This is a genomic window from Enterococcus dispar ATCC 51266, from assembly GCF_000406945.1.
GTDB classification, from domain to species: Bacteria; Bacillota; Bacilli; order Lactobacillales; family Enterococcaceae; genus Enterococcus_C; species Enterococcus_C dispar.
On sequence record NZ_KE136354.1, the window covers coordinates 332,567 to 351,929 of the forward strand.

35 protein-coding genes and 1 pseudogene are annotated in these 19,363 nt (G+C 37.0%); 30 read left to right on the forward strand and 6 right to left on the reverse strand.

Annotation, left to right across the window (positions count from 1 at the left end; translation table 11 throughout):
• Positions 1 to 112: 112 nt before the first annotated feature.
• The 3 genes from RK01_RS01610 to RK01_RS01620 form a co-directional block, all read right to left on the reverse strand.
• Positions 113 to 1,231, reverse strand: coding sequence for a tyrosine-type recombinase/integrase (locus RK01_RS01610; protein ID WP_016171552.1), 1,119 nt, complete (start codon positions 1,229 to 1,231; stop codon positions 113 to 115).
• 99 nt (positions 1,232 to 1,330) lie between these two features.
• Positions 1,331 to 2,026, reverse strand: coding sequence for a hypothetical protein (locus tag RK01_RS01615; protein ID WP_016171553.1), 696 nt, complete (start codon positions 2,024 to 2,026; stop codon positions 1,331 to 1,333).
• A 12-nt stretch (positions 2,027 to 2,038) separates the two neighbouring features.
• On the reverse strand, positions 2,039 to 2,653 hold the full coding sequence (locus RK01_RS01620; RefSeq protein WP_016171554.1) for a LexA family protein: 615 nt from the start codon (positions 2,651 to 2,653) through the stop codon (positions 2,039 to 2,041).
• 155 nt (positions 2,654 to 2,808) lie between these two features.
• On the opposite strand from RK01_RS01620, the gene RK01_RS01625 reads away from it, so the two are divergent.
• The 21 genes from RK01_RS01625 to RK01_RS13660 all read left to right on the forward strand — a co-directional run bounded on the left by RK01_RS01625 (position 2,809) and on the right by RK01_RS13660 (position 11,919).
• On the forward strand, positions 2,809 to 3,027 hold the full coding sequence (locus RK01_RS01625; protein ID WP_016171555.1) for a helix-turn-helix domain-containing protein: 219 nt from the start codon (positions 2,809 to 2,811) through the stop codon (positions 3,025 to 3,027).
• Positions 3,028 to 3,251: 224 nt separating this feature from the next.
• Positions 3,252 to 3,473, forward strand: a complete 222-nt coding sequence (locus RK01_RS01630) for a hypothetical protein (RefSeq protein ID WP_016171556.1) — start codon at positions 3,252 to 3,254, stop codon at positions 3,471 to 3,473.
• Positions 3,470 to 3,664, forward strand: coding sequence for a hypothetical protein (locus tag RK01_RS01635; RefSeq protein WP_016171557.1), 195 nt, complete (start codon positions 3,470 to 3,472; stop codon positions 3,662 to 3,664). The genes RK01_RS01630 and RK01_RS01635 overlap by 4 nt, the downstream gene beginning before the upstream one ends.
• A 61-nt stretch (positions 3,665 to 3,725) precedes the next feature.
• On the forward strand, positions 3,726 to 4,433 hold the full coding sequence (locus RK01_RS01640; RefSeq protein ID WP_016171558.1) for a Rha family transcriptional regulator: 708 nt from the start codon (positions 3,726 to 3,728) through the stop codon (positions 4,431 to 4,433).
• Complete coding sequence (locus RK01_RS13655) at positions 4,426 to 4,590, forward strand: hypothetical protein (RefSeq protein ID WP_016171559.1); 165 nt, start codon at positions 4,426 to 4,428, stop codon at positions 4,588 to 4,590. The genes RK01_RS01640 and RK01_RS13655 overlap by 8 nt, the downstream gene beginning before the upstream one ends.
• A 1-nt stretch (position 4,591) precedes the next feature.
• On the forward strand, positions 4,592 to 5,326 hold the full coding sequence (locus RK01_RS01645; protein ID WP_016171560.1) for an ERF family protein: 735 nt from the start codon (positions 4,592 to 4,594) through the stop codon (positions 5,324 to 5,326).
• A complete protein-coding gene (locus RK01_RS01650; protein ID WP_016171561.1) occupies positions 5,323 to 6,312 on the forward strand; it encodes a DUF1351 domain-containing protein in 990 nt (329 codons plus the stop codon). Before RK01_RS01645 ends, RK01_RS01650 begins: the two co-directional genes overlap by 4 nt.
• Positions 6,309 to 6,950, forward strand: a complete 642-nt coding sequence (locus RK01_RS01655) for a putative HNHc nuclease (RefSeq protein ID WP_016171562.1) — start codon at positions 6,309 to 6,311, stop codon at positions 6,948 to 6,950. Before RK01_RS01650 ends, RK01_RS01655 begins: the two co-directional genes overlap by 4 nt.
• Before the next feature lie 3 nt (positions 6,951 to 6,953).
• Positions 6,954 to 7,775: a hypothetical protein gene (locus RK01_RS01660; RefSeq protein ID WP_016171563.1), complete on the forward strand. Its 822-nt coding sequence runs from the start codon at positions 6,954 to 6,956 to the stop codon at positions 7,773 to 7,775.
• Positions 7,772 to 8,257, forward strand: a complete 486-nt coding sequence (gene ssb / locus RK01_RS01665; RefSeq protein ID WP_016171564.1) for a single-stranded DNA-binding protein — start codon at positions 7,772 to 7,774, stop codon at positions 8,255 to 8,257. Before RK01_RS01660 ends, ssb begins: the two co-directional genes overlap by 4 nt.
• A gap of 11 nt (positions 8,258 to 8,268) precedes the next feature.
• Positions 8,269 to 8,757, forward strand: coding sequence for a hypothetical protein (locus tag RK01_RS01670; RefSeq protein ID WP_016171565.1), 489 nt, complete (start codon positions 8,269 to 8,271; stop codon positions 8,755 to 8,757).
• Between the two features lie 12 nt (positions 8,758 to 8,769).
• On the forward strand, positions 8,770 to 8,979 hold the full coding sequence (locus RK01_RS01675; protein WP_016171566.1) for a type IV toxin-antitoxin system AbiEi family antitoxin domain-containing protein: 210 nt from the start codon (positions 8,770 to 8,772) through the stop codon (positions 8,977 to 8,979).
• Positions 8,979 to 9,437: a dUTP diphosphatase gene (gene dut / locus RK01_RS01680; protein ID WP_016171567.1), complete on the forward strand. Its 459-nt coding sequence runs from the start codon at positions 8,979 to 8,981 to the stop codon at positions 9,435 to 9,437. The genes RK01_RS01675 and dut overlap by 1 nt, the downstream gene beginning before the upstream one ends.
• A gap of 41 nt (positions 9,438 to 9,478) precedes the next feature.
• Entirely contained in the window at positions 9,479 to 10,027 is a 549-nt protein-coding gene (locus tag RK01_RS01685) for a DUF1642 domain-containing protein (RefSeq protein ID WP_016171568.1), read from the forward strand.
• Entirely contained in the window at positions 10,024 to 10,260 is a 237-nt protein-coding gene (locus RK01_RS01690) for a hypothetical protein (protein WP_016171569.1), read from the forward strand. Before RK01_RS01685 ends, RK01_RS01690 begins: the two co-directional genes overlap by 4 nt.
• The gene (locus RK01_RS01695; RefSeq protein WP_016171570.1) at positions 10,257 to 10,460 is read left to right on the forward strand and encodes a hypothetical protein; all 204 of its coding nucleotides are present in this window, start codon (positions 10,257 to 10,259) and stop codon (positions 10,458 to 10,460) included. Before RK01_RS01690 ends, RK01_RS01695 begins: the two co-directional genes overlap by 4 nt.
• A 12-nt stretch (positions 10,461 to 10,472) precedes the next feature.
• Positions 10,473 to 10,655, forward strand: coding sequence for a hypothetical protein (locus tag RK01_RS01700; protein ID WP_016171571.1), 183 nt, complete (start codon positions 10,473 to 10,475; stop codon positions 10,653 to 10,655).
• Positions 10,652 to 10,852 carry a hypothetical protein gene (locus RK01_RS01705; protein WP_016171572.1) on the forward strand — a complete coding sequence of 67 codons (201 nt, stop codon included), beginning with the start codon at positions 10,652 to 10,654 and terminating at the stop codon, positions 10,850 to 10,852. Before RK01_RS01700 ends, RK01_RS01705 begins: the two co-directional genes overlap by 4 nt.
• Positions 10,853 to 10,872: 20 nt before the next feature.
• Positions 10,873 to 11,268: a hypothetical protein gene (locus RK01_RS01710; protein ID WP_244874946.1), complete on the forward strand. Its 396-nt coding sequence runs from the start codon at positions 10,873 to 10,875 to the stop codon at positions 11,266 to 11,268.
• 131 nt (positions 11,269 to 11,399) lie between these two features.
• Positions 11,400 to 11,762: a hypothetical protein gene (locus RK01_RS01715; RefSeq protein WP_016171574.1), complete on the forward strand. Its 363-nt coding sequence runs from the start codon at positions 11,400 to 11,402 to the stop codon at positions 11,760 to 11,762.
• A 10-nt stretch (positions 11,763 to 11,772) separates the two neighbouring features.
• Positions 11,773 to 11,919 carry a hypothetical protein gene (locus RK01_RS13660; protein WP_016171575.1) on the forward strand — a complete coding sequence of 49 codons (147 nt, stop codon included), beginning with the start codon at positions 11,773 to 11,775 and terminating at the stop codon, positions 11,917 to 11,919.
• Between the two features lie 89 nt (positions 11,920 to 12,008).
• On the opposite strand, the gene RK01_RS01720 is transcribed toward RK01_RS13660, so the two are convergent.
• Genes RK01_RS01720 through RK01_RS01730 form a run of 3 tightly spaced genes read right to left on the reverse strand, consistent with a single transcriptional unit; the run spans position 12,009 to position 13,443 of the window.
• Entirely contained in the window at positions 12,009 to 12,584 is a 576-nt protein-coding gene (locus RK01_RS01720; RefSeq protein ID WP_016171576.1) for a hypothetical protein, read from the reverse strand.
• Positions 12,585 to 12,599: 15 nt separating this feature from the next.
• Entirely contained in the window at positions 12,600 to 12,917 is a 318-nt protein-coding gene (locus tag RK01_RS01725) for a hypothetical protein (RefSeq protein ID WP_016171577.1), read from the reverse strand.
• A gap of 28 nt (positions 12,918 to 12,945) precedes the next feature.
• Complete coding sequence (locus RK01_RS01730; protein WP_016171578.1) at positions 12,946 to 13,443, reverse strand: hypothetical protein; 498 nt, start codon at positions 13,441 to 13,443, stop codon at positions 12,946 to 12,948.
• Positions 13,444 to 13,652: 209 nt separating this feature from the next.
• Here RK01_RS01730 and RK01_RS01735 point away from each other — a divergent pair, with 209 nt between their 5' ends.
• From RK01_RS01735 to RK01_RS01770, 9 genes and pseudogenes are all read left to right on the forward strand, one after another.
• Positions 13,653 to 14,066, forward strand: coding sequence for a hypothetical protein (locus tag RK01_RS01735; protein ID WP_016171579.1), 414 nt, complete (start codon positions 13,653 to 13,655; stop codon positions 14,064 to 14,066).
• Between the two features lie 201 nt (positions 14,067 to 14,267).
• Positions 14,268 to 14,577: pseudogene (locus RK01_RS01740) on the forward strand (HNH endonuclease).
• A 118-nt stretch (positions 14,578 to 14,695) separates the two neighbouring features.
• Positions 14,696 to 14,932: a hypothetical protein gene (locus RK01_RS01745; RefSeq protein ID WP_016171581.1), complete on the forward strand. Its 237-nt coding sequence runs from the start codon at positions 14,696 to 14,698 to the stop codon at positions 14,930 to 14,932.
• Complete coding sequence (locus RK01_RS01750) at positions 14,929 to 15,135, forward strand: hypothetical protein (protein WP_016171582.1); 207 nt, start codon at positions 14,929 to 14,931, stop codon at positions 15,133 to 15,135. The genes RK01_RS01745 and RK01_RS01750 overlap by 4 nt, the downstream gene beginning before the upstream one ends.
• Positions 15,136 to 15,284: 149 nt before the next feature.
• Positions 15,285 to 15,644 carry a hypothetical protein gene (locus RK01_RS01755; protein WP_420864518.1) on the forward strand — a complete coding sequence of 120 codons (360 nt, stop codon included), beginning with the start codon at positions 15,285 to 15,287 and terminating at the stop codon, positions 15,642 to 15,644.
• The gene (locus RK01_RS01760; RefSeq protein WP_420864519.1) at positions 15,638 to 17,278 is read left to right on the forward strand and encodes a terminase TerL endonuclease subunit; all 1,641 of its coding nucleotides are present in this window, start codon (positions 15,638 to 15,640) and stop codon (positions 17,276 to 17,278) included. The genes RK01_RS01755 and RK01_RS01760 overlap by 7 nt, the downstream gene beginning before the upstream one ends.
• An 11-nt stretch (positions 17,279 to 17,289) precedes the next feature.
• Positions 17,290 to 17,454, forward strand: a complete 165-nt coding sequence (locus RK01_RS13665) for a hypothetical protein (protein WP_016171585.1) — start codon at positions 17,290 to 17,292, stop codon at positions 17,452 to 17,454.
• A 29-nt stretch (positions 17,455 to 17,483) separates the two neighbouring features.
• Positions 17,484 to 18,647, forward strand: coding sequence for a phage portal protein (locus RK01_RS01765; RefSeq protein WP_016171586.1), 1,164 nt, complete (start codon positions 17,484 to 17,486; stop codon positions 18,645 to 18,647).
• Positions 18,634 to 19,362, forward strand: coding sequence for a head maturation protease, ClpP-related (locus tag RK01_RS01770; RefSeq protein WP_016171587.1), 729 nt, complete (start codon positions 18,634 to 18,636; stop codon positions 19,360 to 19,362). Before RK01_RS01765 ends, RK01_RS01770 begins: the two co-directional genes overlap by 14 nt.
• The last annotated feature ends 1 nt before the right edge of the window (position 19,363 follow it).

Here is a 19,363-nt window from a genome sequence, read left to right on the forward strand (position 1 = left end):
AGAACCCTTAACTGTAAAGGGTTCTTTTTTTGCTTGCTGTTATTTATATAGGTGAGATAGGATGAAAAAATATAGCTGATAAAACAGCAAGGGGCAGAAAAGGGGCAGACAATTACAATTTTTCCAAATCTGATTTTAGCTTTTCTTTCGTTTTCTTCGTTACGTGCAGATAAATTTGTTGTGTGATTTTGCTATCTTCGTGACCAACGCGGTCTTGGATAACGTACATCGGCGTCCCTATTTCTGCTAATTTGGAGATGTGCGTGTGGCGGAATATATGAGAGCTGAGTGGTTTATCAGGAGGTAACCCCATCTTAACTTTATGATTGCGAAGATAGGTATTGATTGCATTTAAAGATAATGGCGTGCCATTCGAAGTTTGAAAAAGAAAATCGCCTTTAGGGCTAAGCTTAAGCAATTCCTCAACAATTACTAAAGCTTTTGGAGGGAGATCGATTTCACGCATGCCGGCAGCGGTTTTAGTTCTTTCTGATTTAACCATCTCGCTAACTTTTCGTTCGCGGTAGAGAAGGGTACCGTTTATTGTTACTTTATCGTCGTGAATATCAGATTTTTGTAATGCTAACGCCTCACCAGGTCGCATACCTGTTAGGTATAGCCATTGAAACAGTAACGAATAGCGCTCATTATGCTTCTCTGTATAATCGATAATCTTCTTGTATTCGTCATCTTCAAGAAATTTATCTTTTATCTTTTCAGTTTTAAATTCTCTTTTAAAATTCAGTTCAACTTTATCAACAGGGTTATCTTTAATATATCCCTTTCGAATAGCGTACTTCATAATCAAGTTTATTTTTGTTTTTAAGATCGTGACATATTTGTTTGATAAATTATCTTTATAGATGTATCGATCCAAAATTTCATTTAGGAGCAAGGTGTTGATGTTCGAGACGAGTGTATCTTCCCCAATATCTCTAATCACGCGTTTTAATGCGTTTTTTGTGGGTAGATAAGTACCTTCTGCTACTTGTTTTTGATAAACCTCATACCACTCATCGTATAATTCTTTAAATGTTAAATTTTGATTCTTTACATCACCTTTATTTAATGCATCAGCTATTTTATTATTTAAAATAATTTGTGCTTCTTTTTGTGTTTGTCTAGACTTGTTTGGTAATGTAATAGTCACTTTCTTTAATTTATTAGAGTAGGGATGCTTGTATCTTTCAGAATATTTGTATTTTCCATTCGATAATTGTTCAATCCACATTGTCTATCACTCCTGTTCTTTGTTATAATAGACAAAGTTAAATAAGCCTATTTGGTTTTATTGCTGGCACGCCTGTCTGTGGAGGAGGGGCGTGTTTTTTTACTTGACTTTCGCTATATCCGCAAATAACTCATTTCCGTTTTTTTCAAAGGTGAATTTGAATCCGTTAGATTCGAATGATGTTTTCTTTTTACTATCCAAAGCATTGTTATATGCGTCTGAAACACCTTCATTGTTAGCGTGATAACTTTCTTGGAAAGCGACTATGATAGTAGCCATTTCTTTATCCACGTCGCTCTCACTAGTCATATTAATTCCTAAAATCTTACCATCTTGTACATTGATATTTGTTTTAACACCATTTACGTCTGAAACGGTAGTAATACCATCTTCAACAGTAAAAGGAAATTCCGTCTTAGCTTTGTCGTTCGTTTGAACAATACGGTCATTCATTAGAGCAACAAAGTTTGGATATTCGTCTATTGCTAATCTACCTTTTAATTTGATTTTTTGATTTGATTCATTTCCATTAGAGTATTCGATTTTTAAGTCCAAGCTTTGATCGTTTAAAAGAGCAGGTACAGCAGCTTGAAATTCTTTTCCGGCTACATCTACGTTCAATGTGTTTCCTGCTTGGTCCTCGCCCGAAACACTTTTTATTGTTTCGTCCGATTTCCCATATATATAATCATAAATGCCTTCATCTTGGTTCTTTGTAATATCGATAGAAGCTTCTTTAGAAGTGCAACCTGTTAAAGCTAATAAGAAAGCTATCCCTAAAATCACTTTTTTCATTTTCTTTCCTCCTTAAAATTTTCTTTTCAATTCTTTCAATACTCCAACGATACGAACTTCATCAAGCTGATGCCCAGAAAAAAATTGCGGTGGATAAATTGGATTACTTGCAATTAAACTCATCACGCCATCCTTAAAATGTACGTGTTTTAAAGTCCCTTCATCTCCGTTGACAATAACCACCGCTATTTGACCATCATACTCAACTTCAGGAGAGACTTTGATTAAAGCCTCATCACCATCGTAAATGCCATCGCCCGTCATAGAATCTCCATCGATAGTTAGTACAAAGTAATCCTCGGGATTACATATATCTTCGAAATATTCATACCCCAAAAATTCTTGGTAAGCAATACCGTTCGGACCGGCTTTCACACTACCGAATTTTTTAATAGGAACTCGGTTTTCTGTCGAAGGTGCTTGCGCACCAATTAAGTACCAGTAATCAATATTTAAAATATTTGCAATTTGATTCAAGCGATCTGCCGGAACTGGTCTTGTACCGTTTTCCCAACGTGCAATGTTTGCACGATCAATATGAAGCTGTTTAGCCATTTCTGACTGAGACATACTTTTTTTTAATCTATATTCTTTTATCAATTTTACAATATCATCATTCGATCTCATTTTGATTTCCTCCGTGACTAGAAGTCATCTAAATAATAACATTTTGGACAAATAGTCACAACTTGTACATAAAACCAAAAACATTGTTGACTTAAAGTCACGCACACGTTATTATTTGTCCATAAGCTTTATAAAAACAGAAAGGAGGGAAATATGTGTTGGTTATTAATTTAAATAGATTAAAAGCTGAGAGAATTGCTAATGATATGTCTGAGGCGGATTTAGCAGAAAAACTCGGAATTAGCGCGAGTATAATTTATAAATATGAGAATGGAAGCCGTAGAATTTCAGTAGATACATTTTGCAAAATCGCTGATGTATTAGGCTTTGATGAATCAAATATCAATATTTTTTTTACAACTAAACGTGACTAAAAGGCACGTTTAAAGAGTTTAAGATGATTTTAAGTAACCATATGTCTTTGAGAGCCTGTGACATTTGGTTACACAATATAAGAATTTCATGAGACCACTTTTATTGTGAAACATTACAAGAACTATGAATGAAATATTATTTCATTTTGACTCAATAATTTGGAAAATATCTGTGAAACAATTTTTTAGCCAACATTAAATAACACAAAAAGGAGGCAATTAAAATGGATAACCTACTAACAAAAGCTGAATTTTTAGAAAAAATGGGTTACTCCGAATCAACATACCAAAGACGTATGAAGAAATTTAAGGTTCCGAAATATCGAAATGGATATCTTGCTGTAACTTCGAATGAAGTTTACATCGATGAAAAAATATATGAACAATTTATGCGCGATGAATCAGCTAAGAAGTTTCATTATGAAAGATTTGAGGTGAAAACATGACAAAACATAAATGCTCAATGCTAATGCTGTTCACCGTGATTGTAGCAACCGTTATAGCGCTGTTCGCTTGGATGGGAAGTATCAGTTTAAGCGTAACACTAAGTGTGATTGCAGTTATCGCGGCTTTAATTGTATCTGCATTAATTGGCTATCGCATGCATATTGTTGATGTAGAAAAAGGAATTTATTGAATACGGAGATAAAATATCGTAGCCATTTTTTAATCACATATATCAAATGAGGAGGATGAAAATGAAAGTTTTAGAAAAAACAATTACAAGCATGGAAGTCGCTGAAATGGTCGGGCGACGACATGATCAAGTTTTAAGAGATATTACTAAAATTAAGGAACATCTCACTGACCACAAAAGTGTGGTGAGTGAATTATTTATTGATTCGACTTATGAAGATACTTCTGGTCGAGAATTACCTTGTTATTTGCTAACAAAAAGAGGTTGTGAATTATATTCAACACGAATGACAGGAGCCAAGGGTACACAATTCGCTTTAGCTTACATCGAACGATTTAATGAGATGGAAACGGCTATCAAAGAGCAATCGTTGAAAATTCCACAATCGCCGCAAGAAGCATTGCGCTTAATGTTTCAATATCAAGAAAACACCAGTGAAAAAGTAGAAAAAGTCGAAGAACGAGTAACAGATTTAGAAGAAAATATCGTTTTGAGTGCTGGAGACTACGGATATGTTACCCGTCGGATTAATCAACGTGTCGCAGAAGTTGGACGTAGTTTCGGAAAATTAACTAACAAACAACGTGGGGAGCTTCATAGAGACATTAATAGTGGCGTCAAAAAGATTACTGGGGTTAGCACTCGAACACAACTAAGACAAAAACATTTTCAAACAGTATTAGACTATATCACCGACTGGGAACCATCAACAGCCACTAAAACCGTTGTACGTCAAATGAGTTTAGAACTAGGTGAAGATAATGAATAGAGCCGAAGCTTTAAAAATCGGAAAAATTATCGCAGATCGATGGTGGCGAGCAAACTACTTAACGATTAAAACGCGTCAAAATATCGAGCGCATGAAAAAAGCGACTCCGCCGGGAAGCAATGAGTCGCAAACAAAAATACCTATAAGGAGATTATAGCATGGATGATGTCAAAAACGAAGTAAGTAAAAATAGCGTCACGAAAAATCTAATACAAAAGTTAGCAGAAATTACAAATGAAATTGAAAGAATTCCCAAAAATGGGCATAACGATTTCCATAATTATGACTACGCTTTGGAAAGTGATATTAAGGATGTTGTTCGACCTTTACTAGTTGCGCAGAATCTTTTTATGTTGTCTGATGAAAAATCGCGATCTGTAACAGAAATCAAGACACAAAAAGGTACACAGCAATTAGTAACACTTGAAATCGAATATACGATATTTGATGGTGACACTGGGGAGACAATAAAATTTACTGGATTTGGCGATGGTCAAGATGCTGGCGATAAAGCAGTTTACAAAGCTAAAACTGGTGCACTTAAGTACGCATTGACTTCTCTGTTTCTAATTCCGACGGGAGATGATCCAGAAACCGGAGGAAAGAAACCATTACAACCGCCTAAAACTATTAATGAAGAACAAGTAAAAACATTGGAAGATTTAATTCATACAGTAGCATCAATGTCTAATTCAAATCCAGCGCAAGTTTTAGGTCAATTAAAAACTGAATCTGGATTTAATAAGACTATTAACAAAATGACGGAAGCTGATTTTGGGATAGCATTACAAATTTTACAAAAATGGAAAAAGGCTTATGCCAAACATCTTCAAAATAAAACTCAACCAAAACAAGAAAATATAAACTCAATTCCATGGGGGCAAAAACAATGACAGAAAATCCATTAACGGTACCAGATATGCAATTTGAGGTAAGTTACACACCATCAACTATCAAGATAGAAAATGAAGAACTACTAGAAAGTTTAATTGAACAGACGACAGAACACTATAGCAATCAAGTCTTTAAATTTGATGCAGAAAATGTTGCAGAGGCAAAACAAGCCAAAATAGATTTGAATAAAATTGCCAAAATGATTGATGATCGCAGAAAAGAAATTAAAGCTGATTATTCTCAACCGTTGAATACTTTTGAAGAGAAAATGAAGCGATATGTTGAACGTATCAAGAAGGTATCTGACGATATTAATTCTGGAATTAAGCTTTTTGATGAATCAGAAAAAGCCATTCGTATAGAAAAAATAAAAATTGAGATGGAAAAAATTGCTGAACCTTTAAATATTGAACCGGAAGCTATTGAAATTAGTACTAGTTGGATAAATAAAACGGCTTTTACGACAAAAGGTGAAGTTAAAGGGAAAATACTTGATGAAATTCACGACAAAATGAAAATTGTAGCAATGCAAAAAAGTCAGATAGCGGCTGATAAGGCGACTATTACGGATTATGCAGAAATCGCTGGACTAGATCCATATGCATGGTCAGGTTTAATTGATCAAGGGTGGTCGGTGGCCGATATCCGGGAAAAAATTAAACAGGCAGTGGAAGATAAACGCCGTCGAGAACAGGCAGAAAAAGAAGCGGAGGCTGAACGGCAGCGGAAAAAAGCTGAATATGATGCAGCTATCGCCGAAATGGAAAGAGAAAAAGCAGTTGAGACGAATCAAGGAACTTTGGTTGACCCTGAAACTGGTGAATTAATCCAAGCAGCAAACAATGAACCGTCGGTACCGATAACAGAAGTGGATGATAATCCGACGATGACGGTAACTCTACAATTAACCGCAAGCCGCCAAAAATTGGCAAACTTAAATGAGTACCTCGTAGAAAATGGTATTAGTGTGGTGCCGGTGCAATGATGGGGAAATTGCTATCCACGGATGGCAGAAAAATAACAATTGAACTTGAAGAAGCATTCAATCAAGAATACTTACATCTACTAGCCAACGGAGAGGATAACTATTTGGAAGTAGCTGCATTAGATAATCGAGGAATCTCCGCTAAACAAAATGCGCTATCCCACGCCTTAATCGCTGATGTGGCGCGTTGGCAAGGTGAGTATCCTTATTGGTCGAAGATAGATTTGAAATACTACTATGAGGCATTAAGCGGCGTATGGTTTGAACATCATAAAGCAACTAAATCTGATGCAAAAAAATGGATTGATTTTCTAATCGAGTTTGTTATTTCAAATAACGTTCCACTTCCTAAAGTATATAACTATTTACTGGATGAAAATTCATGGTTTTATCAATGCTTAAAATATCGACGTTGCTGCATTTGTATGGAACAAGCAGATATAGCACATGTTGATGCAGTCGGTATGGGTAGAAACAGGAGAAAAATTAACCATTCTGATTTTAGATTTATGGCGTTATGCCGATTTCATCATACAGAACAGCACACCGTAGGGCTAACTGAATTCTTTAAAAAATATCGAATTATTCTCGTGAAATTGAATGATGAAGAACGAAGAAAACTAAGGATAGGAGGGTAGAAATTGGCAGAACGTAGAATGTTCGCAAAAACAATAATAGATAGTGACGCTTTTCTGGATATGCCACTATCTTCGCAAGCCTTATACTTTCATCTTTCGATGAGAGCTGATGATGAAGGATTTATTAATAATCCCAAAAAAATACAGCGCATGATTGGTTCGTCAGATGACGATTTGCGAATTTTGATGGCAAAAAATTTTATTTTAGCGTTCGAGAGTGGCGTGATTGTGATAAAGCATTGGAAAATACACAACTATATTCGTAATGACAGATTTAAACCAACGATGTATCAAGATGAAAAGGCGCTGTTAAGCGAAAAAGATAACAAATCATATTCACTAGATGATGTTGGTATACCAAGTGACAACCAACTGTCATACCGATTGGATACACAGGTTAGGTTAGGTAAGGATAGGTTAGGTAAGGATAGAGATAGAAAAGATATTACGCCTTCGGAGGAACCTCCGAAAGCTAAACCTGTTCGTCACAAATATGGCGAATATAAAAATGTCCTTTTAACAGATCAAGACATGGAGAAACTGCAAACTGAGTTCCCAAGCGACTGGCAAGACCGTATTGAACGACTGTCGAGTTATATCGCATCAACTGGCAAGACCTATAAAAATCATCTTGCAACAATTAGAAATTGGGCGAGAAAAGATAAGGCGCAGCCTAAGCCGCAGCAAGCCTATGGACAACCAGTCAAACGTGAGGAAATGCCGAATTGGGACGCGCAAACGACCGCAAGTAGTCCATCTCGAAAAGCGGAAATAGAAAAAATGATGGAAGAATTATTCATAGATAACGAGGAGGAAAACAGATGATTAACAACGTAGTTCTAGTCGGGCGTCTAACTAAAGACCCTGACCTCAAATATACAGGAAACGGTCAAGCAGTCGCGACCTTTACTTTAGCAGTAAATCGTAATTTCACGAACCAAAGCGGTGAGCGTGAAGCAGATTTTATCAATTGTGTGATTTGGCGTAAACCAGCAGAAACCTTAGCAAATTATGCCCGTAAAGGCACTCTGCTAGGTGTTACCGGCCGTATTCAAACGCGAAATTATGAAAATCAACAAGGACAGCGAGTGTACGTGACAGAAGTAGTAGTTGAAAATTTTCAACTGCTGGAGAGCAAGAATAGCAATTCTAGCCAAAATACGAGCACTGCAAGCGTTCCGAACGCGCAAACGAATAATTACGCTCCTGACAATCAAAACGCAACACAGACGAATTTAGGCGTGAACCCGATAAATGACTTTGAAGCTACGACAATCGATATTAATGATGACGATTTGCCGTTTTGAGGTGAATGAATATGACAATTAAGGAACAGAAACATCAAATCGTTTTGAGGCAATGTGAAATCTTAGATAGCGATTTATCAGAAGAGGAAAGAAACGAAAAGCTTAAGCCGCTGTTTAAAGAATTTCAACGCTTAAAGCGGTTGGAAATGAAACAGAATAAGCCTAAAACGAAGAAGACAATAGATATGTCTGTACGTCTAACGGATATCGATACAGGAGAAGAACGATTCTTTGAATCAATGATTGCGGCAGCTATGTTTTTGGATAAAAGTGCCAGTGTTTTTAATAAAGAAGTACGAAAAAGTAATGGAATTGTACAAGGATACAAATACGAACGCAGGAACAAGAAATATCGCTACCAAAAAGGCAACCGCAGAATTGAAGGCTCTATACTTGAAATTGCTAGACGTTTAGAAGTCGGAGAAGTGTATATACGTGCTTTGAATACACAACCAACTAAAAATATATCTGTCGTCGAAATTGATAGGTGGAAGGATTAGGGAGGTCGAGTGATGTATTCACGTCAATTGTGGGGCGCGCAAGTTAGATCCAAAATTTTGAACTATGTACGCGAAAACGGAGAAACAACTAGAAAAGAAATAATTCTGCACTGTGGAAAAGAAGCATCAGGTCAGCTTAATAAGCTGGTACAACAAGGGGGACTGGTGCGCGTGGAAAAAGGCGTGTATCGGTGGCAAGAGATTAAAGTGGAGGTATTTTAATGCAACTAAAAGTAAAACGACTAACAGAAACAGCTATATTGCCAATTAGAGCGCATCAATCGGATGCAGGGTTAGATATTTGTGCGGATGAAGACGTCACGATTAACGTTGGAGAAACAGTTACGGTGTCAACTGGATTGTCTATCGCTATCCCAGAAGGCTACTACGGGCGATTGAAAGGAAGAAGTGGACTGACCGCTAAAACCTTGCTAAGAGTACAAGAAGGCACAATAGACGCTAACTATCGTGGTGAGATTAAGGTAATCTGTGATATTAAAACGAAGGTTTTAGATCGAGTGATAGATGGAATGATTTATGCGCATAATATATCACTAAAACGCGGCGAACGCATAGCTCAATTAATTATCCAACCTCTCCCAACTGTGGAAGTGGTAGAGGTAGACGAGCTAGACGATACAGACCGTGGCGAGGGCGGCTTTGGGAGTACGGGGGTATGAGGATGAAAGTCGTGATGGCGTATGACTAAGGAGGAACAAAAATGAAAGTAAGCGAAGCAATCGAGATTTTAGAAAGCAAAGTATTGAGATCAGAAGAAAACTTAAAACATTTCCCCAAAGAAAGCCAAGGTTACGCTGCTAACGAGGCGAGAATTATCGCATACAACATCGCCATCAACACACTACAGCAATTAGACGAACCACAAGCCGAGAAGGTGGAAGTGCCTGATTATGTGGCGGAGTGGTATGAAGTAAACAAAGGTAACTTAGAGTTTAACATTGCATCAGCATTTCATCGCATTGGTCGCAACACACATAACCCACAACATTCAATTTATGAATGGTTGAACGACAGTAATAACGAGCCAATGCAAACATTATTCAAAATGAAAGACGGCTACACCGTCAAGCCTAAGCGGTGGGTGGTAGTTAACAAGAAGGGGCGATATTTTATGCACTTTAATTCTGATGCAGAACATCCATTTGAGAAAGTATTTGGCTTTGATGCATCAGATGGATATCCATTTACCAATCGCGCCAAAGCCGAGGCAGTCGCTACGTTGGTTGATGGGAGTGTGGAGGAAGTATGAGAAAGAAAATTGTAGCAGTAGTAAATGACCAAACAGAAAGTATAGTTGCTGTACTTGAAGGGCATCATTATTATTTTCCTTTTTCGGGAGTACCATCTAAGTACATTGAAGAGACCAACCGCTACGGCGAGATTGGTGAGTGCTCAATGATTAAGATTGACTACTTTGGTTTTGCACGATATATATCAACTGAAAATTATTCATTGGTTTATGAGGAGGTAGCGGAGGCATGATCGAGAAAGCAGATTACGTCATTTGCTCTACTCCAAGCTACATCTCCCTTGATTGTCCAAAATGTGACGATCATATTGAAATTGATTGGAAGAAAGTTGAAGGGGCGTTCGGTGTCAATCTTTACTACGGAAATTGTGGAGCAATAGTGTGCCAGAACTGTGGGCATGATATTGAATTAGGCGATGCGGAATATGATTGAGGAGGTAGCGGAATGAAAACACCACTCGAAATCATCGAATACGAACTGGCAGGCGTGGAGAAAAATATCAAAAAGCTAGGCAAGCCAAGGTTCTACCAGTTTAAAAATAAGTGGTGGTTGAACTATTGGAAGGGCGTTAGATTTGGCATGTTACGAATTAGGGAAATGATACAGATTGAGGAGGTAGCGGAATGAATATAAAAGCGACAGTTTGGTTAAAAGACGGGAACAATGCAGAAATCATGCTTCACAATACAACATTACAGGCAGAATCCAGACAATATTCGGAAGCTATGAAATATCAAGTTATTTCTCACGATGGTCCGACCAGCATACAACTGATTCCAGTTGAGCATATAGCGATGATTAATTTGGAGGAGGTAGCGGAATGAAATATAAAGGGAAATCTATGATGAGCTTGAATCAAATGGCAGAAATTGGAATTAAATACCAAGGTGATGGGTATGTTACTGGGTTTCCAATCATTTCTGACAATGATGCTTATATTTTAAATGGCGTGATTGAAGCCAACGAGGAGTATATCGCTATTGAACAGTGGATACCGGTATTTCCAGAATCATTACAGCCTGTCTCTCCCTCTCTCACCGACGATCAGCAGGTCGTGTTGGAGTGGTTGAAGGAAGAAACGCAGCGGCGCAGAAATATCCATGCAGCATTATATTGGTTTTATGAAACTAATGTTGAATTAGACCTGATTCCATCTAGCTTATCAGATGTGGAATGGTGCCAAGTCCTCGCTGCGTTTGCGGAATGGGGCTTGAACTCTTGCCAAAATGGAAACAGTTGAACTGTTAAGCAATCCTTAACGGTTCCACCGGTTGCAAACTGACAAACGGCATTGCATCAACGTTTAGAGTAACTTAAAATCGTCCGTTCTACCGTTCGATAGGCGGGCGATTCGAGTGAGGGAGGAAGGAAATGGACGAATTGAAAGATTTAGAAAGAGAAAACGAACAACTAAAAAAAGAAACGGTTGACCTAGCGAAAGAAGCCGCCGTTAAATCGTGGGGCTGTCTATGGAGTTTAGCACTTATGGTGTTTTCTATCGCATTAGGCGGATTTGTGGCGATGAAACTGTGGAATGGATTGATTGTACCAACGTTTGGCCTTGCGACGTTGAGTTACTGGCAAGCGTTTGGCTTAGATGTATTCGTTAGCTTTCTGACCGCCAAAATTGGAAATAAGAATGATGGGTACGAGAATAATCAAAAAGCGTATGTATCTATCATAGCCACATTGCTATTTTGGGGAATTGGGTCGATCGCAATGATGTTTATTTAGGAGGCAGAACATGACAGTCCAAGAATTAATTAATGAATTAATGAAAATTGAAGATAAGTCCATGATTGTGGAAGTCACACAAATGATGGTTGGTGAATACTTCACACACGAATCAGAACGAGTAGAAATTGAAGGGAACACAGTCTATATCTGGTAGGAGGAAATTATGATTATCAAAATGATTGTAGGAGCGTTGTTCTTTCTGATGACCTTGTTGTTGGGTTACTCACGCAGGAAAAGACTAGTCTAACTAGTCTTTTTTCCTGCGAAGGTTGCATTATGAGCGCCAATTAAAAAGTTTTGAATAAAAGGCACGCTGTTTTTTGGAGTTAATGCTGTCATCTCGCCAAAAGCTTTTATGTTATACGCGATACAAAGTTTAAAGTAATCTTCTAAGAAGTCATCAAGTGAATCACCTTCCTGCTTTGGACTATCTCTTAATAGTTTTTGAAGATGGATTTTACTGTTTTTGCGATCGCCGCCGGCAGATAGTGCTTTTCCAAATTTGTAACCTGCATCTAAAAATGATTTTAATTTAACACTTTCTTCTTTATCAATCATATGTTCCCCTTCTTTCGTTTGATTTAATTTAGCTAACTCATTTTCAAGTTCGTATTGTGCTAATTTATTACGAATGTCAGACATTGACATTTCAGCAAAGTAAGAAAATTCATCAAGAATTTGGATTGGCAGGGAAGCAACGGGCTTATCACGCTGCTTCCATGTCGACAGGGTTTGCTGACTGATTGAACTTTGTTTTGCGAATGCATAAACCGACATTTTTAAATCAGTTTCAATAAATTCAGTTACAGGGTAAGTCATATTATCGCTCCTTTTCTAAGCAAGATTTTTTAATTCTTCAATAATTTGCGAATCAACAGAAAATTTAATGTTTTTAGATTTTAAGTCATCTATCAGTGCTTTTGTTTCCAAATCATTCATATTTGCATATCCTGTATAGATATCAAACTTGCGACCAGCAGGGGCCCAAAAACCGCCGTTTTCCCACGGATTGTCCCAAGAGTAATATTCTGTAAGAACCACCGCATGATTGTGATACTCGCTAAGTTCAAAACCAACTTGATTTTCTCCCACGTTTTGATAAAAAGAGGATTGCTTAGTGATTAGAATAGTTTCTACTTTTTTTGTTTTCATGATGATCTCTCCTTATTATTAATATTTTTTAACCAATTTTTCTATATGTTTCTTTCAATTGATTCAACTTATCGTTTTCTTTTCTAATGAAAAAATCTGCAATAATAAAAGATTCTGAATCATAATTACTAAATAATTGTTCAGCGCGTTTGATATTTTTTTTAGTTTTTATGAATGTTACATCGTCAACAACAACTGCTTTGTCTTCTTTAACAGAAACAAGTGAATAGAATTCTGTGTTTTCAACATAACCTTCAAATTCGCCAATTTCGTGAGTGTCAATGATTAATTCATAAACATCGTCGTCAGTAAGTTCGTCGTAGCATAATTGTAAGTCGATGTAGTGACTGTTAATTCGTTTTCCTTCTACATAATATTCAGTATCATTTTTTGTAATTTCAAACTGACTATTTTTTTCAGTTGAGTAACGGTCGTGTTTCACAACGTATTTAGCAACAACTGCTTCGATAACTTTTTCGATTTCTTTAACTTCAGTATTTTTGTTGAATTTAATAATTGTTCTCATATTAATCGTCTCCTTTTTTTATATCTCTCTCATCTACATTTATATTATACAACGTATGAGTAGTAATTGTCAACAATAAATGAGTAGTATTTTAAATTTTTTTATATGTTTTATTTATTGGCGTTTTGGCATTTTTACAAATTATATTTTTTTAAAAGCAAAGATATAATTGAATTAGTTACAACGATTTCAAGTTGGGAGGCAGGCAGTTGAAAAAAGGCACATTCAAAATGCTAGAAGGTTTGATTGAAGATTATCCAACAATGGAAAGATATATTAAGCGAGTTGAATTAGAAATAGAATATCCGTGGCAGCAATCAGATGATAATGTTGGAGGTTCTCGCTCTACTTCTGCTACTTCTGCCACGGAGCGTGCAGGGCTAAAGTTAGCGACTGACAAACACTTGCGATTGCTTAGAGAACGCAAGAAAGCTTTAGATAAAACTGTACAGTCAGCTAAGCCAGAGACGATTAAAATCATCCGATTGTGGTATTGGACTAAGCCTCGAACAAAAACGTGGGATGGCATAGCAGAAGAAGTAGGCTATTCAAAACGCATGTGTCATCTATTGCGGAATGAATTCATTGAAAGCCTAGGCAAAGAGCTAGGAGAAATTAATTAATTATTGCACTATCATTGCACTTTTGAGGTCTGTCAAGGTGTTAAACTAGTATTATCAAAAGAAGCGGGAAACAGACAGAACAGCTATGACATGAGATTTCCTCCTGAAATCAAATTTAAAATGATGGTGTCTGGTTTCCCGTTTAAAATTAACTGTTTAGATCACTCATAACGAGTGGTCTTTTTATTTTGAGGTGATTACATGATTGATGTAACTACTAAAGAATCTAGAGCTAGGTTTTATGGTTCTTCTGAATGGCGGAAGCTAAGACGGTTTGTCTTGGAACGCGATCATTACGAGTGTCAATGGTGTAAGGCAGAAGGGCGAGTAACAACAGTCAATGATGCGATACTTGAGGTCGATCATATCAAAGAGTTAGAAACAAATCCAGAGCTGGCGTTTGATTCAGACAATCTAAGGGTTTTGTAAGGACTGCCACAATCGCCGACACGGAAGATTTAATTATCGTCCTAGCAAGAAAGAGAAGAAATGGGACGATGAGTGGTGGTAGAGAATTGGCACGTTAAAGTCCATAAAAAACGACACAATCGCATGAACTATCGGGGAGAGCAAAAGAAAAAGAAGTGGAACGATGAGTGGTGGTAAAAAGCGTAAAGGAGTTGATTGACTTGGAGAAGCTATTAGAAAAACAAGATGTAACCTTTGATTCAAATGGTAAAGTTCCTAGGCTCTATATCAAAGGGCAGGAAGTAAATGTGGTTGCTATGACTAATTATTATGTTACTAGTCATGATCGATCGTCAGGTTTAAGTTCTGTCACCTTTGTGTATTTAGTGAGTAAAGATAATCCAGAAGAGAAAGTATTATCTATTGATAGAATTACCGGAGAGGTGTTGAATCAATGACTAAAGAAGTTAAGGCTTGGCTTCAAGAAACAATTAACAAATTAGAATCATTCAAACAGAAAGTTGAAGATGGCCAAGTGATTGTTAAAGATGGTGATTATTCAGTAACAAGACCAGTGCCAGATAGAGAACAGGCGACGTACGATTACATCTCGTTGTCAATAGATTATGTGGAAATCAAAACTCAAACAAAGGGAAAATAATTTGTCGACCTTGAAAGTACCCCCCCATGAAAAGTTTTCATAAAAATTACAGAAAATCTAACCGGTGGATGGGGTCAACTACGCAGATGTTCTTACTAAAAGTGCGTAACCCCTACCCCTGCCGAAACTAATACAAAGAAGGTGAGATTATTGTGGCGATTAGCGAACGAGATAAATTAGTGAACAAAGAAAAAAATAGATTAACGCAACTATTCAAAGATATTCCTGACGGAAAGAAAAAAGTAGTTGAAGGTTTGATTGTTCAAGCGGCACGCTTGCGGGTATCATTGGATGAATTATGGCAAGATTTGACGAATAATGGTGATTATGAAGAGTTCACCCAATCAGAAAAAACACCGTCATATGAACGAGAGCGTCCAGCAGCTAAATTATACAATGCCCGTGATCTTGCCTATCAGCGTATTATTAAGCAACTATCCGATCTGCTTCCTGAAGGTACTCCAAAACCAAATGATGGGCCTTCTGCTGATGGAAGTGATTTATTGTGATACCTTATTTTTTTGAAGAGTATGTGGATTTATATGAACGCGGAATTATTCCGTTTAATAAAGAACGTATTCAGCTTATTAACTATTTAAAAAATGAAGTCCTTGTTCGAGATGATATCTATTTTGATGAAGACATGATTCAAAACTTTATTAGATATGCCGAGAAGAATTTCTTCCCATTAGCCAAATATCAAAAATTTATCACACCTTTCATATTTCTTTATCGCAAAGAAGATGACGAGGTGTTTTTTGATGAGTTTTTAAACTCGATAGCGCGCGGGGGCGGAAAGAACGGTTTTATGTCTGCTAGAGATTCTTTCTTTATCAGCCCATTGCATGGGATAGAAAATTATGACGTTACCATAACGGCTAATTCTGAAAAACAAGGAAAAGTGAGTTTTAAGGAAGTTTACGAAACAGTTCAACGAAAAAGGTTAGAGCAACAGTTTTACCTAACAAAAATGGCAATCACCAATCGTGTGACAAATTCAATATTTAGTTATCGCACTAATAACCCAAAAACAATGGATAGTGCCCGTGATGGCTGTTTGGAATTTGACGAAATCCACATGTTTGAGAATTCAGATATTGTCGATATTCAGCGGAGTGGGTTAGGCAAGATTAAACACCCCCGCACTTTTTACAACGGGACAAACGGTCATGTAAGGGAAGGTTTTTATGATCGTATTTTGGAAAGAGCACAAAAAATATTTTCTGGCGAAGCGAAGAACGATCGCTTGTTTCCCTTCATCTGTAAATTAGACACCATCGATGAAATGGATAATCCGAAAATGTGGTCTAAAGCTAATCCGATGTTTGAAGAAGATTCACCCTATGCTAAACGATTGTACAGCACAGTGATGAAAGAATACTTGAAATTAGAGGAAGAGCCGTCGGGACGCAAGGAATTTGTTGTAAAACGAATGAATTTTACTGAAGGCGATGCCGAACGTGATGTAGCTACGCATGAACAATTGTTAGCAACCAATCAAATGGTGAAAATTCCTTTGGGTTCGCATTGCGTTGCTGGATTTGACTATGCAAGTATCCGTGATTTTGTCAGCGTTGGATTGTTGTTTAAAGTCGAAGATAAATTCTATTGGTACCAACACAGCTTTGCTCGAAAAAAATTTCTAGATTCCTTTAAATTGAAAGCACCGATTCGAGAATGGGAAGAACAAGGAATTGTAACTATTGTGGATGAACCCTCAATTGACCCACAGCATTTAATCGACTGGTTGAATGAAAAGCGCAATGATTATTTTATTGATTTAGTTTGTGCTGATGGATTTCGAATGGACCTTCTGAAACCTTTACTAGAAAAAGAAGGTTACACATACGAATTTTTAAGAAATCCACGTGGTGTACAAGCCAAAGTTGCACCAATTATCGAGGATGGATTTGCCAATGAACGCTTTATCTTTGGGAATGATCCTATGATGCGCTGGTATGTTAATAATTCGTTCGTTAAGGAAGATTCATTGGGTAACAGAACATTTTTGAAAAAAGAACCTGTCAGAAGAAAAACGGATGGTTTTCACGCTTTTTTAGCAGCTTTGTATAAACGTGAGTCTATTGAGGAAACTGCGAGTTTTGCTGAATTTATGGATTTGATGGATGATTTGGATTTTTAGGAGGTAAGGCAATGTATAAACCACAATATTTGAATGTCGAACGACAAGAAAAAATATTAATGGCAGGCGACAAAGTTTATTTTCGAAAAACTACCGCAGTGCCGTTGGGGTATCGCAAGAAACCTCCAGAAGAAAAAGTGAATAAATCCGGTAGGCGATTTACATCAAGGAGTTAGAACAAAAATAATTGAAAGGGGGTGGAGGTGTGTGGTTATGGGATTTGTTTAAAAGCTCCATAAGAAAAGAAGACCCATCAAATTGGATTCCGGATCTAAACTATGAAGGAGATTCCGCTCAAAGGGCATATCTTAAAACAATGGCAAAGGATACAGTGATAAATTTTGTTGCCCGAACAATGTCGACTTTAGAAGTTGATATACAGAACAAAGATGGAACGGACTGGGAATATATTCTAAATGTACGACCAAATAGCGATCAAACGGCTGCTGATTTTTGGCAAGCCTTTTTTTATCGATTAATTGATGAAAATGAAGTATTGGTTATCAAAACAGATGATGATCAATTACTAATTGCGGATGACTTCAATCGTACTGAATATGCTGTATTTGACGATAGATTCGATAGTGTTACTTATAAAAACTATACATTTAATCGAACGTTTGAAATGTCGGAAGTTATTTATATGAATTACAACAATGAAAAGCTTGATAGATGGACAAAGGGTCTGTTCGCTGATTATGCTGAACTGTTTGGAAGGATTCTTGAAGTTTCAATGAGAAATAATCAGATTCGCGGATCTGTGGCTATCGAAGCGACTGGTACTCTAGCCAATCAAAAAGATGATACTGGAAGGACTAAGGCTCAAAGACTTCAGGAATATATTGACAAAATTTATAATTCTTTCCGAACTAAATCGGTAGCTATTGTTCCAAAAATGAAGGGTTTTGAATACGAGGAATATACAAATAAACAGGGAGTATCAAATCAATCACTAGATGAATTAAATAAATTAAAAGTGACATTGATTGATGATGTAGCAAATATGATTGGTGTTCCTACTGCTTTAATATATGGAGAAAAATCTGAATTGAAAGATAACATGGATGCCATGCGTAAACTTTGTACGAATAGTTTGATAAAAAAAGTTAAAGATGAACTTACCGCAAAATTAATAGAAAAAAAAGACTATCAAAAGGGAGTACGTATTGAAATTCGTGGTGTTATGCGTCGTGATCCTTTAGAGTTAGCAGACAATATTGACAAACTTATTTCATCAACAGTTTTTACTGGAAATATGGTGTTACAAGAATTGGGATATCCGAAATCCGATGATCCTGAAATGGATAAACGTTTGATGACCAAGAATTTAACAAAATTGAAAGGGGGTGGAGCAAGTGACGAAACTTAAAAAAATACCATTTTTAGTAACAGCAGAAGCAGGAACGAAACAAACCGTGTTGACTTTGTCTGGAACGATTCGAAAACGTTACTGGTCAGATGATGACTGTATAGACGCGAAGTTAGTGCGAGATCAACTGGATAATGTCAAAAATGATGTGACGATTCGTCTTAACTCGACTGGCGGTGACGTATTCCAAGGAGTTGAAATTTACAATTACCTAAAAAATCATCCGTCTAAAGTGACGGTCGAAGTGACAGGCACAGCAGCTAGCGCGGCAACATTTATTTGCGCTGGAGCTGATAAAGTCATTATGAATACGGGAACTACTTTCATGATCCACCGAGGAGCTACTTATGCTTGGGGAAATAAAAATGATATTGAAGCGACATTAAAAATGCTGGAAACCATTGATGAGTCAATTATCAATATCTATACAGAATTAACTGGTCAAACTGCTGATCAGATTGAATCCTGGATGGATGAGGAAAAATGGTTTACAGCAAACGAAACTGTGGAATATGGTTTTGCAACTGAAGTGAAAAGCAAAACTGAACATAGTTCAGCCAATGAAGAACTCAAAGCAATGGTCGAAGACGCTGTATCAGCAGCATTCGCAGCAAGCCATACCATAGTAGCACAAGCAACAGAACCAAATTCTTTACCAGAAACAAAAACAAAAAAATCACTCTTAGCTCGGCTAAGTAAAAAGGAGAGTAAATAAA